13 protein-coding genes are annotated in these 14323 nt (G+C 35.3%); 2 read left to right on the forward strand and 11 right to left on the reverse strand.

The window, feature by feature from the left end:
• Positions 1-2: 2 nt before the first annotated feature.
• From E0Z07_RS03975 to E0Z07_RS03990, 4 genes are read right to left on the reverse strand one after another with little or no spacing between them, the layout of a single operon-like run.
• On the reverse strand, positions 3-2381 hold the full coding sequence (locus E0Z07_RS03975) for an ABC transporter permease (RefSeq protein ID WP_131540314.1): 2379 nt from the start codon (positions 2379-2381) through the stop codon (positions 3-5).
• Positions 2382-2385: 4 nt separating this feature from the next.
• Complete coding sequence (locus tag E0Z07_RS03980; protein ID WP_131540315.1) at positions 2386-3141, reverse strand: GIN domain-containing protein; 756 nt, start codon at positions 3139-3141, stop codon at positions 2386-2388.
• A 12-nt stretch (positions 3142-3153) separates the two neighbouring features.
• Positions 3154-3837: an ABC transporter ATP-binding protein gene (locus E0Z07_RS03985; protein ID WP_006262323.1), complete on the reverse strand. Its 684-nt coding sequence runs from the start codon at positions 3835-3837 to the stop codon at positions 3154-3156.
• 23 nt (positions 3838-3860) lie between these two features.
• Complete coding sequence (locus E0Z07_RS03990; protein WP_156860084.1) at positions 3861-5102, reverse strand: efflux RND transporter periplasmic adaptor subunit; 1242 nt, start codon at positions 5100-5102, stop codon at positions 3861-3863.
• Between the two features lie 152 nt (positions 5103-5254).
• Here E0Z07_RS03990 and E0Z07_RS03995 point away from each other — a divergent pair, with 152 nt between their 5' ends.
• The gene (locus tag E0Z07_RS03995; protein WP_006262324.1) at positions 5255-6601 is read left to right on the forward strand and encodes a sigma-54-dependent transcriptional regulator; all 1347 of its coding nucleotides are present in this window, start codon (positions 5255-5257) and stop codon (positions 6599-6601) included.
• A gap of 10 nt (positions 6602-6611) precedes the next feature.
• The gene (locus E0Z07_RS04000; protein WP_006264558.1) at positions 6612-7937 is read left to right on the forward strand and encodes a sensor histidine kinase; all 1326 of its coding nucleotides are present in this window, start codon (positions 6612-6614) and stop codon (positions 7935-7937) included.
• Between the two features lie 313 nt (positions 7938-8250).
• On the opposite strand, the gene E0Z07_RS04005 is transcribed toward E0Z07_RS04000, so the two are convergent.
• The 7 genes from E0Z07_RS04005 to E0Z07_RS04035 all read right to left on the reverse strand — a co-directional run bounded on the left by E0Z07_RS04005 (position 8251) and on the right by E0Z07_RS04035 (position 14181).
• On the reverse strand, positions 8251-8799 hold the full coding sequence (locus E0Z07_RS04005) for a hypothetical protein (protein WP_058699175.1): 549 nt from the start codon (positions 8797-8799) through the stop codon (positions 8251-8253).
• A complete protein-coding gene (locus E0Z07_RS04010; RefSeq protein ID WP_058699176.1) occupies positions 8790-10058 on the reverse strand; it encodes an ATP-binding protein in 1269 nt (422 codons plus the stop codon). Before E0Z07_RS04010 ends, E0Z07_RS04005 begins: the two co-directional genes overlap by 10 nt.
• A gap of 628 nt (positions 10059-10686) precedes the next feature.
• Positions 10687-11022 carry an MGMT family protein gene (locus E0Z07_RS04015; RefSeq protein ID WP_058699177.1) on the reverse strand — a complete coding sequence of 112 codons (336 nt, stop codon included), beginning with the start codon at positions 11020-11022 and terminating at the stop codon, positions 10687-10689.
• Positions 11022-11648: a hypothetical protein gene (locus E0Z07_RS04020; RefSeq protein ID WP_006259807.1), complete on the reverse strand. Its 627-nt coding sequence runs from the start codon at positions 11646-11648 to the stop codon at positions 11022-11024. Before E0Z07_RS04020 ends, E0Z07_RS04015 begins: the two co-directional genes overlap by 1 nt.
• A gap of 1 nt (position 11649) precedes the next feature.
• Positions 11650-12321 carry a tRNA (guanosine(46)-N7)-methyltransferase TrmB gene (gene trmB, locus E0Z07_RS04025; RefSeq protein ID WP_006259808.1) on the reverse strand — a complete coding sequence of 224 codons (672 nt, stop codon included), beginning with the start codon at positions 12319-12321 and terminating at the stop codon, positions 11650-11652.
• Positions 12322-12423: 102 nt separating this feature from the next.
• Entirely contained in the window at positions 12424-13485 is a 1062-nt protein-coding gene (locus E0Z07_RS04030) for a sensor histidine kinase (RefSeq protein ID WP_006259809.1), read from the reverse strand.
• A gap of 3 nt (positions 13486-13488) precedes the next feature.
• Positions 13489-14181, reverse strand: a complete 693-nt coding sequence (locus E0Z07_RS04035) for a response regulator transcription factor (protein ID WP_006259810.1) — start codon at positions 14179-14181, stop codon at positions 13489-13491.
• Positions 14182-14323: the final 142 nt, after the last annotated feature.

Below are 14323 nucleotides of genomic sequence, written 5' to 3' on the forward strand. Positions count from 1 at the left end.
TTTTATTCGTATTTGATATAATTAATAATATTGATTTTAACAGCCTTATACAGCTTACTTGCTAAAACCACAAAGACTAAAACAGAGAGTAGCACTAAAGAAAGTACAAATGGGTAAACCGAAATATCTGTATGATCTACAAACCTACCTAACCATTTACTCATCAACCAATATGTAGGGTATAGTACTAATACATAAGTAATCCCCAGAGCATATATAAAAGGCTTTAGTAACTTCAGATAGAGTTCTTTCTCACTAGCCCCTAATACTTTTCTGATCACGATTTCCTTTAATTGTTGTTCTATTGCAAAGGACATCACCGCGTAGAGTCCAAACAGAGCGATCAACACTACTGCTCCATTCCACAACATAAACATATTGCGCTGTGATAGTGTTTTCTGATAAGTCTGAGCAAACTGTTTCTTCACAGCCATCACCTCAAACGGATACTCATAATCGACATTCACTATCCAGAACGCTTGTAGACGTTCTAGAGTTTCTTCCTTTATCTCTGGATCTATCTGCACAGATAGAGACTCTATACCATAAGGCAAAAACTCTATATCTCTCCAGTGAAACAGAAGCATTGGCTTTATACTCTCTTCAAATCCGTCTCGATTAAAGTCTCCTATTACCCCTTTTATGATAAATGTATTACTGTCATATGCTATGACCTCTCCTACTACATCACTAGGTTGTTTACCTAGTTGAGTAACAAATTTCTCATTGACATATACGGTTGGGAGATCTTCATCTATATCCTCCTGAAGCGCCAGCATATTGAATCCCATCATCTGTATATACCCTTCATCTACACCATCCATGATGAAGTCCGTTATTTTCTGTTGTTGGTAATAAACCGTATGGTTCGTATTCATACTATTTCCTTTAAAAGAGATCGTAGACAGCCCTACACCTTTCACCCCTTTTATATCCGCTATTTGCTCTATGACTTTAGATGATCTATACATCTTACGTCTGATCTGTTGTGTATATAGCTTGACTTGATATACCTGCTCTCCCTTAAATCCTAATTCTTTGCTTTGCATATAATCCACCTGATTATACACTAGCCATCCAGCGATTAAGAAAAAGAAAGCAATCACCAACTGTATTCCCACGAATGCCATTCTCCACTTAGAGATACTTAAATGAAGCTGTACTTGCCCTCCCTTAGTGTGTTGTCTAGCGATAATACTACCGTATAAAGCAGGTAACAAACCTCCTAGACAAATAATTCCTCCACCTATCAGTAAAATCACAATCCCCATAGCTTCCCAAGAGAATACTAAGTGTTGATGTAAAAAACTGTTGTAGATAGGTAAACTCAATTCTACTAAAACCAAAGAAATACTTAACGCAACTAAGACATTCAGTACCGTCTCAAAAAGTAACTGTAATACCAACTGTCCTTTTGAAGCTCCTATAATTCTTCTAAGAGACAACTCCTTTGCTCTACTTAAGACATTAGACTGATTCAGACTGATATAGTTCACTACAGTCAGTAAAAAGATTAAGAACGAACACCCACTGATTAACCCTATTGTTTCTCTCTTTGTATTTCCTTCTAATAGAGTACTCTGCTTAGATTCAAATCGAGCTTCTGCTAATGGAACTAACTTAGAAGTAACCTCATCTCCTCTATCATCAAAGTATTTATTCTTCTTTTTCTTATTGTAGTAAACTTCTTCTAGTTCTTTTAATAACTTAACCTGGTCTACTCCTTCTGCTTTTTTAAACACGAGTCCACCTACATTCTCTTGCCATAACTCATACTCTTCTATTTCATCAAAGTCTATAGAAGCAAGTACTACCTCAGGCATTATCGTAGCACGTTGATTTAATTCATACACCCCTCTTACAACATACTTCTGATGCGCTAACGACAGTGTATCACCCACGGGATTTGTGTCTCCAAAAAAACGAGTAGCTAGATTAGAAGATATTGCTATAGAATAGTCATCTATGAACAGTCTATCTTTATCGCCATACTTAAATTCAAAAGGAAAAAAGTGAAAGAACGTATCTTGTGTATTCAATATCTTACTTACAACTCCTTGTTCTGTTTTGCTCTCCCCATAGAAATCTAAATACTCTAACGCGTAGTAACAGTAGTCTTCAGCTAATCGATTCTCTAATAAATAAGGTCCTACCCCTGCAGGGATATAGATAGAATTGGATTGTTTTCCCATCTCTAGGTTTACTTCATACATATTACCTACCTTAGGTATCCATCTATTATAGCTATACTCACTCTTATAGTAAGTCACTGCTAGGATAACAGAAGCCATACCAATAGCTAACCCTATGATATTCCACAAAAAGAACAATCTAGAGTTGCTGATATTTTTAATATATATTTTAAACCAATTCTTTAGCATAACACTAATTACCTGCCTTAACTGATCCCATAGAATCTGTATATTTCTTTAATTCTTTTGGTGTATTATAGTACACCACTTTACCCATAGAGTCTGCATAAGCATTTAGACTTTCTGTAGGATACACTTCTGCCTTCCCCATAGAGTCTACCTCAGCTTTTACTGTTTTTGCTTTTAAGCCTTTGCCTGCGAATGTCGCTGCACTATCCACATTGACTACAAGGGATTCGACATCTCCTGTCACTTCCACACGACCTGCTGAGTCTACATTAGCCTTCATTGTCTTCGCTGTTACATTACCAACATACTTAGAGGCTGAGTCTACATTAATACTGATTGTATTCACAGAGAAATTAGCATTTATAGATCCAGCCCCATCAACAGATATCTTAGCGCTATCACCAGATACTCTACCAGACACCACTATTCTAGCCATAGCACTAGCGTAATAAGTAAGTACTGACTTCTGAGAAACATTCACTGTAATCTTTCCTATACTTTTATATCTTCTGTTTGGAGATTTGGATTCAATAGACAATTTAGTTCCTACCTGTCTGATTTGTACTAACTCTTCTGGGCTCTCCATATCAGTGACTATTTCTACTGTATTAGAATCCCTAGTTGCATCAACATTAACTATCACTATAGAAGATACTTCTATACTTTGTACTCCTCCAGCGATAGTAACCATTTGCTTACCTTGTCCATGCATGATAAAGGACAATAGCGCGGCTACAAGTGTTAATAAAAAACGTATCATAATTCTGTGTTTTTATTCTGCAAAAACATCTACGATTTTAGTATTCATTTTCTCTGATAAGATCATTCCATCTTTCATTAAAATCGTGCGTTCTGAGTACGAAGCATCGTGATTCGAGTGAGTCACCATGATGATTGTAGCTCCTTGTTGGTGCAGTTCTGTTAATAATTCCATTACTTCGTTACCATTCTTACTATCTAAGTTACCTGTAGGCTCATCGGCTAGGATAATCTTAGGGTTCGTTACTAAAGCACGCCCTACAGCCACACGTTGTTGTTGTCCTCCTGATAGTTGTTGTGGATAATGTTTTAATCTATGTACTATGTTCAAGCGTTCTGCTATCTCCATTACCCTCTTCTTGCGCTCACTACTAGGCACTTTATTATAGATTAGAGGAAGTTCTATATTATCATACACTGTCAACTCATCGATTAGATTAAAGTTCTGGAAGATAAATCCGATGTTTTCTTTTCTAATCTGTGCTCGCTGACTTTCTGTTAATCCCACCATCTCCTTGTCTAATAATAGGTAGCTTCCACTACTCGCATTATCTAATAGTCCGATGATATTTAACAGTGTTGACTTTCCACATCCTGAAGGTCCCATAACAGAGATAAACTCTCCTTTTTTCACATTTAAAGAAACCTGATTTAAAGCTGTTGTCTCTATTTCTTCTGTCTGAAATACACGAGACATTTGATTAATAGTTATTACCATAATTATTCTTCTATGTTTAAATGTTCTACTCTTAAATAATCTTTATAACTTGATACGATCACTTCCTCCCCTACTTCTAAGCCTGATATGACTTCATAGTAAGCAGGATTCTCGCGTCCTATCTCTACATTCCTTCTTGTAGCCTTATTATTTTTCACTACATATACCCATTCTCCTTTTGTGTCTTGAAAGAAATTACCTTTAGGTAATAAGAGCGCTTTCTCTTTTCCTGACAAGAATAACTTCACTCCAAAGGTCGTCCCTTCCTGTAGTTTTAGCTCCTTTTCTGTATCGAAAGCTAGGTGTACTTCGAATCTACCACTCTTTACCTCAGGCAACACTTTGATCACTTCTACATTCGTGATTTGCCCTTTCATATCAATCTGCCCTCTCTGCTTAAGCATTATTTTATCGAGATAGAACTCATCTACCTGTGCGACTAGCTTATATCCTTCCATCACATCTATCTTACCGATACTCTCTCCTCCGTTATACGTCTTTCCTAATATAGCCTCGAACGATGACAGCCTCCCCGATACAGGTGCTTTTAATAAGAAATTCTGTTTATTCTCTCTTAGCTGCTCTAAGCTTCTATTGATGACAGCTATCGATTGATCTATTTGTTTTACTTGTAACGCATTACTTTGTTTCTCTTTTTGGATACTCTCTTCCATCAGCGCCTTACGCTTTTTTTGATATGTTAGAGCCTCTCTTGTTTTGTTCCAATCACTCTCTGACAATATCTCTTGATCATATAATTTCTTATTCAGATCATACTGTAGCTCTGCATTCTTATAATCGTACTCGATACTTATCAAATCTTTCGTTAAATTTAACTCTTGATTACGAATATTCATCTTATTCACATTCAAATTATTCATTTGATCGATCAGAGAAGCTTCTTGAGACATAAAGTTAAACTCAGAACTCGGATTATACAGTCTTACTAAAGGTTGTCCCTGTACTACCATACTACCATTCTCTACTAACCTCTCCATCACCGCTCCTCCTTCTGTGATATTAACTAACAAAGAATGCAATGGTTCTACCTGAGACTGAAAAGAAATATACTCTTCGAAGAAGTTCTCTTCTACAGGACGAATACGTATCTCTTTCTTAGAAACGTTTAAAGCGATATGCTGAAAAAAAGTGATATAACTGATCAATAGCAAAGCGATAATACCAACTGAAACAAGTATTATCTTAACTTTTTTTCTATTTTTACGAGGAATAGTACGATCCATTATTAATTGTTTTATAGATATAATAACAATAATGTGCCAATCATTAATGAACACATTAATCATTACAAATCAACAACTTAATATTTGATCAAAAAATAAACTGTTCAGTTTCGGACACTAAAACGTTCGCTTTTGAAATAAACCTTTACACCATGAGAAAAACTAACGCTACAATTCTTGTATTAGACGACAATTCTGAAGTTCTTATCGCAGCAAAAATGTTGCTAAAAAGACACTTTGAAACCATATTGACGAATAATAACCCAAAAAAAATAGCAGAAATACTTTCTCAACAAGAAGTAGATGTGATTATTCTAGACATGAATTATCGCGTAGGCTTCGAAGATGGTAAAGAAGGGATATTTTGGTTTAAAGAGATTAAGAATATTGCACCGAATACACAGATTATACTGATGACTTCTTATGGTAATGTAGAGACTGCGGTAGAGGGAATCAAACTCGGAGCGGTAGATTATATCCTAAAACCATGGAATAACGAAGCACTTATAGAAACCGTAAAAGGAGTAGTCAAGCAACTGCGCAAAAAAGAAACAGTAGTAGACAAACCACAAAAAGAAGATAACGTATTTATAGGCCAGGCTCCTAGCATTCAGAAAGTATATACGATGGCTAGTCGTGTAGCTAAAACGGATGTTAATGCACTAATATTAGGAGAGAATGGTACAGGTAAATACGTATTGGCAAAACATATACATGACAATTCTCCTCGAAAAGAGCAACCATTCATCCATGTAGACTTGGGGTCTTTAAACGAAAATCTTTTTGAGAGTGAGCTATTTGGTTATGCTAAAGGAGCTTTTACAGATGCTAAACAAGATACGGAAGGTCGCTTCGAAGCCGCAAATGGTGGTACTATATTCTTAGACGAAATCGGCAATGTACCTCTTCACTTACAAGCCAAACTTCTTCAAGTCATCCAATCTAAAAGCGTGATTCGACTAGGGGAGTCTAAAGCTCGTCCTGTAGACATCCGCATCATCACAGCTACGAATGCTAATATAGAACAAGAGGTCAATGAGAAGTCATTCAGAGAAGACTTATATTACCGTATTAACACCGTGACACTACAGCTACCGCCATTAAGAGATCGCCTAGAAGATATCTTACCTCTACTACAATTCTTTGTGGAAGAGTATGCACATAAATATAGCCGTACTGTACCAAGTATTAGCGAATCTACTCAGCAAGCCTTAACTTACTACGACTGGAAAGGAAATATACGCGAAATGCAAAACCGTGTAGAGCGCGCATTAATTCTAACAGAAGAGGATGAGCTAAACCTTCATGATTTCGGTATTTCGCCAACTATGATTAACGATACCTCTACAGAAGAGAATACCTTACAAGATATGGAGCGTATCTCTATCCTTAAAGCACTAGAGAAGTACGATGGCAATATCTCTCAGACGGCTGAAGAACTAGGGTTATCTAGAGCCGCGTTATACAGAAGACTAGAAAAATACAATATCAAAAACTAAGTTTAATCCTATGCAATCATTCCACTTTAAAGCCTTCTTGCGCATTATAGTCATCCTTCTATTAGGATTGTTAGGCATGTATTTGTTCACTAAGGACCTTGTGTATTCCTTTGTCTTGGTATGTATACTGATAGTCGCTTTATTCGTTGAACTTTTCTTTTTTCAGAAGAAATATTACACAGCCATAGACCGTATCGTACTAGCGATGATGTATGATGACTATTCGCTTAAGACAACAAAAGAGCAACCTAATGAGACACTAAACAACTTACAGAAGCTCTACCATAAACTGCAAACACAACAACAGCAAAACGAAATACGCGAGCTCGTCTATCTAAATATTTTAAACAATATAGAAACAGGTATTCTAATTCTAGAGAAGAAGAACGATAAGTGGGACATATTCCTTATTAATGATTACTTCTCTTCCCTATTCGATATACCGAAGATTAGGTCTTGGACAAACCTAGAACGACTACTCCCTACACTAACCCATCATCTACAACAGCTAAACTTTAAAGAGTCTAAAGAGTCTATCGATATCAAAATAGAGCATGAGGAGAAACAAACCTTTATGCTCCAAACTTCTAATACAATAAGTCAAAATCAAGAGTACTTCATCGTTTTATTAGATTCTATTCAGAAAGTGTTAGAGAAAAAAGAAAAAGATACTTGGGAGAATCTAATGAAGATTATCTCTCATGAGATCATGAACTCTCTTACACCTATCCACTCACTTGCTCATAATACTCAAGAAATACTAGAAGAGGAAGAGTTGTCAGAAGAAGATATGGATGATATCAAAGTAAGTATCAATACGATCGTTAATCGTACTAATCACTTACAGCAATTCATAGACAACTATAGAAAGCTAACCATGCTGACCTCTCCTAAAAAGCAATCAGCCCCTGTTAATCGCATCATACAGATGAGTATAGAAACTCTGATGCCTCTATTTAAGAATAACGGTATCAAAGTACAAACAAACTTAAATCTGCAGATCAATCTAGAGTGGGACATTAAACAGATGGAGCAAGTATTTATCAACTTATTGACGAATGCAATACACGCCACTGCCAAACAAGAGGTAAAAGAAATCCATATTAACTTATACGAAAAGAACAATCGTATCTACATAGATATAGAAGACAGTGGACTAGGAATCATCCCTGAGATTAAAGAAAAGATATTCATCCCTTTCTACACCACCCGTGAAGAAGGAGCAGGTATTGGATTACCTCTATCTAAGAATATCGTAGAGATGCACAATGGATACCTAACGTACCACAGACGAGAAGACAGAACAGTCTTCAGTCTTAACTTCCCACTGTATTAAATTAATTAGGAATTAGAAATTGCACCTATGGCATAATATCTAGTATCTTGTCATTCCGACGATAGGAGGAATCACACTAGCATATCCACTAAGCCACAAACGCATTTAGTCCACACGCCTACTGATTATGTCAAAGTACAGACGCATTATCATGCGTGTCACACAATGGACATCACTAAAAATGTCTATTAGATATTTTCTTAATACCCGACCTTTTTGACCACATCTCTATATATGATCTCTAAAAGCTATCAAAAAGAGGGACACTATAAATAACAAAACTCCACCTAATCAAGTGGAGTTTCTTTATTGTCTATGCTACATCATACGAAGTGGATAACTTCACCTCGATATTTAGTCCTGTCTTATCTCTTAAAATATCATTCTGTACACCATAGTTCTGTGGGACTCTATATGTACTGTAATTCTTATTACTAATAATAGGATTGCGTATTAAATCACTTTTATCAGAGTGATGCTCTTTAAAACTCAGTATAGTTTCTTCAAACTTTCTACAAGCATCTGTAAACCATCCTTTTCCCAATCCAGTTTTTATCTCAAAAAACACAACAAACTGTTCTGCTCTAAAGAGAAATCCTTCACATCGCTTGATTAACTCCTCACCTGTCGAAGCACTACTAAAAGTGTTATCACCAACCAATCTGAAAATATCTATACAGTAATCTATTGCTCTGTACTCTACCTCATGCCTATTCGGATTATGAATCGTAAAATCCCAAACATCTTCTTCTTCAAACTTCACAACTGCAGGCGTATTACTATCCGAATTCGCATCACTAATCCCTACCTTACTAGTAGAAAAAACAGTCAAACAAGAAGTATCAAAAAAATCTACTTGCATAAATCCTCTATTTGAAATAATTCTGAGAACTGTATATTAATATCTTCTAAACTATCATTTAAATAGTTCTCATCAGAAGGCAATCCTTTATACATTTCTAACTGTTCAATACTTCCTCTTTCTTCATCTAATTGGTACACCACTAGATCATCTATTCCTAATACTGCTTCTAGAGGAACTACATTAGCCACCCTATTTAGAGCCTCAGTATTATCTGCTGCTAACTGTGCTACACGACCAGCCTTCACTGCTAGTGTTAAATAATTAATCAAATAAGGACTATGCGTCGTTAAGACTAACTGGTTATACTCATTCTCATTATTATAAGCAACTAACTTATTCAGTACCTTACGTTGAGACTTAGGGAATAAGTTCTGCTCTAACTCTTCTACAATATTGATTACACTACGGCAGATGTATTTGTTATCTACATTTCTCTGTTTTTCATCTAAATATACAGTAGAATCTAATCTATAATCATCAACATGGTCTCCATCCTGTATTGCTCTAGACATGACTATCTCAACATTTCTCCGGATCTGCTGATCTGCACTAAGTGAATTAATCAATTTCTGCTCATCTTGTTTAATAAACTGAGAAAGATAATCCGTTACTAAATACAAAGGTACTACAGAGTGAAACCCACTAGAAGCTTCCGTTACTTTTAGTCGCTTATTATTCGTTACCACATAGCTATTATCAGAAGATGAATCGTATAAGAAGCTCGCTTTATTAATAGGTAAGATTACTTCCTTATCCTTATTCGTTAACTGAGCATATCTGTACTCTATCAAGTAGGTCTGTAGGCTACCAGCAACTAAACTAGAAACATGAGTAAGATTCTCTATCGAACTCAACACATTGCGCTCGGCAGGCACATACATGACCTTAGGTTGTACGATATTCTGCTCATTGAATAACGTTGCCTCTACATTATACTTACCTTCGCTTTCAACAACTCTTAAATGGTAATAATTTCCTTTATACTCCAGTACAGAAGTAGGCTCTATATAATTCTGTAAACGATGATACGTTAATAACTCAATAAAAGCATTCTCTTTAAGAGGTAAAGTTTTATCTCCTCTAATCAAAGCTTTCTCTAACCAAACAAAAGTAGCTATCAATTTAGCAACAGTACTCTTACCAGAACCTTGATCACCTATAAACACAGTAACCTTGTGGATATCTATCCATCCATCATTACCTGTATATCCCTCTCTTACTGGTCCGAAGTTCTTAACTTTAATTTGTCTCTGCATTGTATTAACTATATTATACTCCCAAAGATAAAACCATTTTATGTATTTATATAAATCATGGTACACATTTATACAACATCCATAAACGTAATACACTTATTATCTGAGATAAAGGTAAAATGTACTAGCGCAGACTTCTAGTCTGTACTCTATCACATCTTCAACACTGCACCAACACTTCTTCAAGACTTCTTCAAGAAATAAGTGCTCTAATAGAGTAATCTTGGGGAAATGTTGAAGAACTCTTGAAGGAGCTCACTCTAAAGCGTACTATATCTAGGATTACAGGCTATTCTGGTTTTTAACCCCTAAAAACAAAAACAACCACAAACAACTAATGATCAATGATTTGAATCATTAAAATCTCAATATGAATGCAAAAAACTACGCCTATTTTTTAAAAAAAGACACAAAAAAAGGCTTAAATAGCCTAAATACGTAAAAAAACAATGAATAAAGAGTCTTCTAAAGCTCTTAAAAAGGAAATAACAGCTATTTATTAGAGAAAAACAGACCTATTTCTGTCAAAATAAGAAGTAAACAAACTAATTCAAGATATGAACTAATAATATATATTTGATAAGATTAAAATACACTACTAGAGAAAATAAGTGATTTATATGGTTAATTATTCTCCTTCGTACACGGTAGGTTCCCAAAGGAGTTCTTTAAAATTGACCACCTTATTATCTACTACCTCCACACCTTCATTCTCTAATAACTGTTGCATCAGATTAGTTCCATCAAAATGAAATTTACCTGTCAATAATCCACTGCGATTCACTACACGATGTGCAGGTACTGTATCATCATCATGAGACGCATTCATCGCATAACCTACCATACGCGCCGAACGCGCTGCTCCGATAGCTCTAGCTATAGCCCCATAAGTAGTCACTCTACCTACGGGTATCTGTCTTGCAACAGTGAAAACTCGTTCAAAGAAATTATCTTGTTTATCCATTATTTCAATAACTTATATATCGTGATTAAACAGATAATACCCGTAATAGTTCCGATTACATAATTAATATTGCGCAAGATAAAAGCATCTTCTCTAGAGGGTTTCTTAAAAAAGGAAATATAGAGATAAAACATCATCGCTGATCCTATCACTACCCCTAATGAGAAGAATATAGTACAGATCAGGTCAAAGATATGATAATCATAAGTAGCTAAAGTAATACTTAAAAAAACGTAATAGGGAATTAAGAATACATTGATCGAAGCTAAGAAAAGTCCATAAACAAAAGGTGACTTGCTCTTCTTAGGATTATTCTTTTTCTTCATCTCTTTTTTCTTTGCAAAAAAGAAGAAGTAAATCGTCAATATCGCAAAAATAACTAAACCGATTTCGTGTAATGCCTCAGTAATACTCGGGCTAGAATCAATAAGCTTAGAAAAGAATATGGCGATAAAGGTCTGAATAAAAATAACGGTCGAAGCTCCTAAGACATACGAGAAAGCATTGCGCCCTCCTTCTTCCTTAGCAATCTTGACAGCTGTCATATTAAGCAGCCCTGGAAGAGAAACTCCCAAGGTAGCTGCTAAAAAACCGAAAAATAAAAGTGTGACAACTTCTACTCCCATCTTACTTAATTCTAAATTGAATGTAAGTTATAGGTTTATTTTGTTCTAAATACTGTGATTCGTAAAAAGTTTGAATTTCTGTTACTACTGAAGGTGCACCTTCATTTTTATAAATGTGGTGATTAGCGTAGATAACTTCATGTCCTTCTCCATGTAGAAGTCCTAATGTATAACCATGCATGAACTCACTATCCGTCTTTAAGTTCATAATACCATCTTCTGATAAAATATTCTTATAACGTTTAAGGAATTCACTATTCGTTAGACGGTGTTTAGTACGTTTATACTTGATCTGAGGGTCTGGGAAAGTAATCCAGATTTCGCTCACCTCACCTGATGCAAATGCATACTCGATAAGTTCGATTTGTGTACGTAAGAAAGCCACATTAGTCATTCCTGACTCTACAGCTGTCTTAGCCCCACGCCAAAAACGAGCACCTTTAATATCAATACCAATAAAGTTTTTCTCAGGAAAACGCTTCGCTAGCTCTACTGTATATTCTCCTTTTCCACATCCTAGTTCTAATACTATAGGATTGTCATTCTTAAAAACGTCTTTATTCCAATTACCTTTTTGAGGTAACTCTCCTATCATATCTTCTCTAGTCGGCTGATATACAATGTCAAAAGTTTCGTTCTCTCTGAATCGCTTTAGTTTATTTTTACTTCCCACGTGATATACTTCATTATAAATTTGCGCAAAATTAAGTAATTATAGTGAAACTATCCTATTTTAATTTTATCTGCAACAAATAGATACCATATTGGCACATAATTAATTATCAGTAGGGTCTACGAAAGCTTTCTCTAAAGTGAAAGAGAACTCTGATCCATAGCCAAAACTACTCTCTACATAAATATGTTCTTCATGTGCCTCTACAATATGCTTCACGATAGACAATCCTAATCCAGAACCACCCACTGCTCTAGCTCCACTCTTATCTATACGATAGAAGCGCTCGAATAGACGAGACACATTCTCCTTCTTAATCCCTAAGCCATTATCTGTAACACGGATAATTAATTTATTATTCACTAAGTCTTCAATAGTTACTTCCGTAGTCCCTTTTTCCTTACCATATTTAATAGAGTTATCTATTAGATTCGTAATGACTTGTCCTATGCGTTCCTTATCACCTACTACATAAATAGGTTTGTTATAATTCAGATCGAAGATTAGAGATATATTTCTTTTTTTGGCTTTATAATCTAAAAAGTCAAAAGCATGTCGAATCGTCTCTACAATATCAAAAGTCACGATATTAAGGTGTAGATCACCAGACTCAAGCTTAGTAATCATATCTAAGTCATTAACGATATAGATAAGACGATCTACACTCTGAGCTGCCCGCTCTATATAACGGTCCCTGACTTTAAGATCATTAATCGCACCATCCTGTAAAGTCTCTAAATAACTCTGTATCGTGAATAGAGGAGTCTTTAGTTCATGAGATATATTCCCTAAGAACTCTCTTCTATATTCTTCTCTCACTTGAAGAGACTCAATCTCAATTTTCTTGTTTTTAGCAAATTTCTGGATTTCTTCTGTCAAGGTCTGCATATCAGTCGTCACGGCTTTACTTCTCAGCTCAGCATGTTCTAACAGAGAGACATTGTCATATATTTTTTTAATTCTTCTGTAGATAAAGTGCTCTACACGATACTGAAGAATAAAAAAGGACATCGTAAATAAGATTAAAAGATATCCTAACACTATCCAAACTGGGATGTTTAGATAAAATACACCTATGGGAAAGGTTACAATAAAGCTTATCAAGGTAATAGAAGATGAAGACTTTATTGCAAACTTATAAGAGTTTTTAAACTTTGTAGCCATTAACTATTCTGCGTGGTCAAATTTATATCCTACTCCTTTTATAGTCTTAAAGTAACTATCTCCGATTTTTTCTCTTAGTTTTCGGATATGTACATCGATAGTTCTTCCGCCTACTACCACTTCATTACCCCATACTGCATCTAAGATCTCGTCACGAGTAAACACTTTACCTGGCTTAGCCATTAATAAATAAAGTAGTTCAAATTCTTTTCTAGGGAATACAATTTCTTCTTTGCGAACAAATACTCTGTATTCATCCCTATCTATTCTAATATCTCCTACTTCTATAGTATTACTAGAAGTATCGTCACTGAAGCGTGCACGTCTAAGTAATGCCTTTACCTTACTCATTAGTACCTTAGGTTTGACAGGCTTAGTAATATAATCATCCGCCCCTGCTTCAAAACCTGCTACTTGTGAATAATCTTCCCCACGTGCTGTTAGAAAGGTGATTACACTATTAGATAGACCACTGTTTTTTCTAATCAACTCACATGCTTCTATACCGTCCATCTCAGGCATCATTACATCTAATATAATAAGGTGTGGTTTGTTTTGAGTTGCAGACTCCACTGCTAGCTTACCGTTTGTTGCAGTAAATACTTGATACCCCTCTTGCTCTAAATTATATCCAATGATATCGATAATATCTTGCTCATCATCAGCTAAAAGGATCTTAATTTCAGAATTTTTCATACTTGTGTTGCGTGTTTTAGTAGGTCAAATATAGAGCATAATACATTACTAAATATAGACTTTACAATAATTTAATATGTTAACGATTTGATAACCTAATATACGCAAAAAATTAAACTTTGATTAACATTCACTATACATT

This window comes from Myroides odoratimimus (genome assembly GCF_004337635.1).
Classification (GTDB): Bacteria; Bacteroidota; Bacteroidia; order Flavobacteriales; family Flavobacteriaceae; genus Flavobacterium; species Flavobacterium odoratimimum.

What these genes read in the sequence shown, in the direction of transcription:
- E0Z07_RS03975 (WP_131540314.1), bottom strand. Translation starts at nt 2,381, where the DNA reads ATGCTAAAGAATTGGTTTAAAATATATATTAAAAATATCAGCAACTCT.
- E0Z07_RS03980 (WP_131540315.1), bottom strand. Translation starts at nt 3,141, where the DNA reads ATGATACGTTTTTTATTAACACTTGTAGCCGCGCTATTGTCCTTTATC.
- E0Z07_RS03985 (WP_006262323.1), bottom strand. Translation starts at nt 3,837, where the DNA reads ATGTCTCGTGTATTTCAGACAGAAGAAATAGAGACAACAGCTTTAAAT.
- E0Z07_RS03990 (WP_156860084.1), bottom strand. Translation starts at nt 5,102, where the DNA reads ATGGATCGTACTATTCCTCGTAAAAATAGAAAAAAAGTTAAGATAATA.
- E0Z07_RS03995 (WP_006262324.1), top strand. Translation starts at nt 5,255, where the DNA reads ATGAGAAAAACTAACGCTACAATTCTTGTATTAGACGACAATTCTGAA.
- E0Z07_RS04000 (WP_006264558.1), top strand. Translation starts at nt 6,612, where the DNA reads ATGCAATCATTCCACTTTAAAGCCTTCTTGCGCATTATAGTCATCCTT.
- E0Z07_RS04005 (WP_058699175.1), bottom strand. Translation starts at nt 8,799, where the DNA reads ATGCAAGTAGATTTTTTTGATACTTCTTGTTTGACTGTTTTTTCTACT.
- E0Z07_RS04010 (WP_058699176.1), bottom strand. Translation starts at nt 10,058, where the DNA reads ATGCAGAGACAAATTAAAGTTAAGAACTTCGGACCAGTAAGAGAGGGA.
- E0Z07_RS04015 (WP_058699177.1), bottom strand. Translation starts at nt 11,022, where the DNA reads ATGGATAAACAAGATAATTTCTTTGAACGAGTTTTCACTGTTGCAAGA.
- E0Z07_RS04020 (WP_006259807.1), bottom strand. Translation starts at nt 11,648, where the DNA reads ATGGGAGTAGAAGTTGTCACACTTTTATTTTTCGGTTTTTTAGCAGCT.
- E0Z07_RS04030 (WP_006259809.1), bottom strand. Translation starts at nt 13,485, where the DNA reads ATGGCTACAAAGTTTAAAAACTCTTATAAGTTTGCAATAAAGTCTTCA.
- E0Z07_RS04035 (WP_006259810.1), bottom strand. Translation starts at nt 14,181, where the DNA reads ATGAAAAATTCTGAAATTAAGATCCTTTTAGCTGATGATGAGCAAGAT.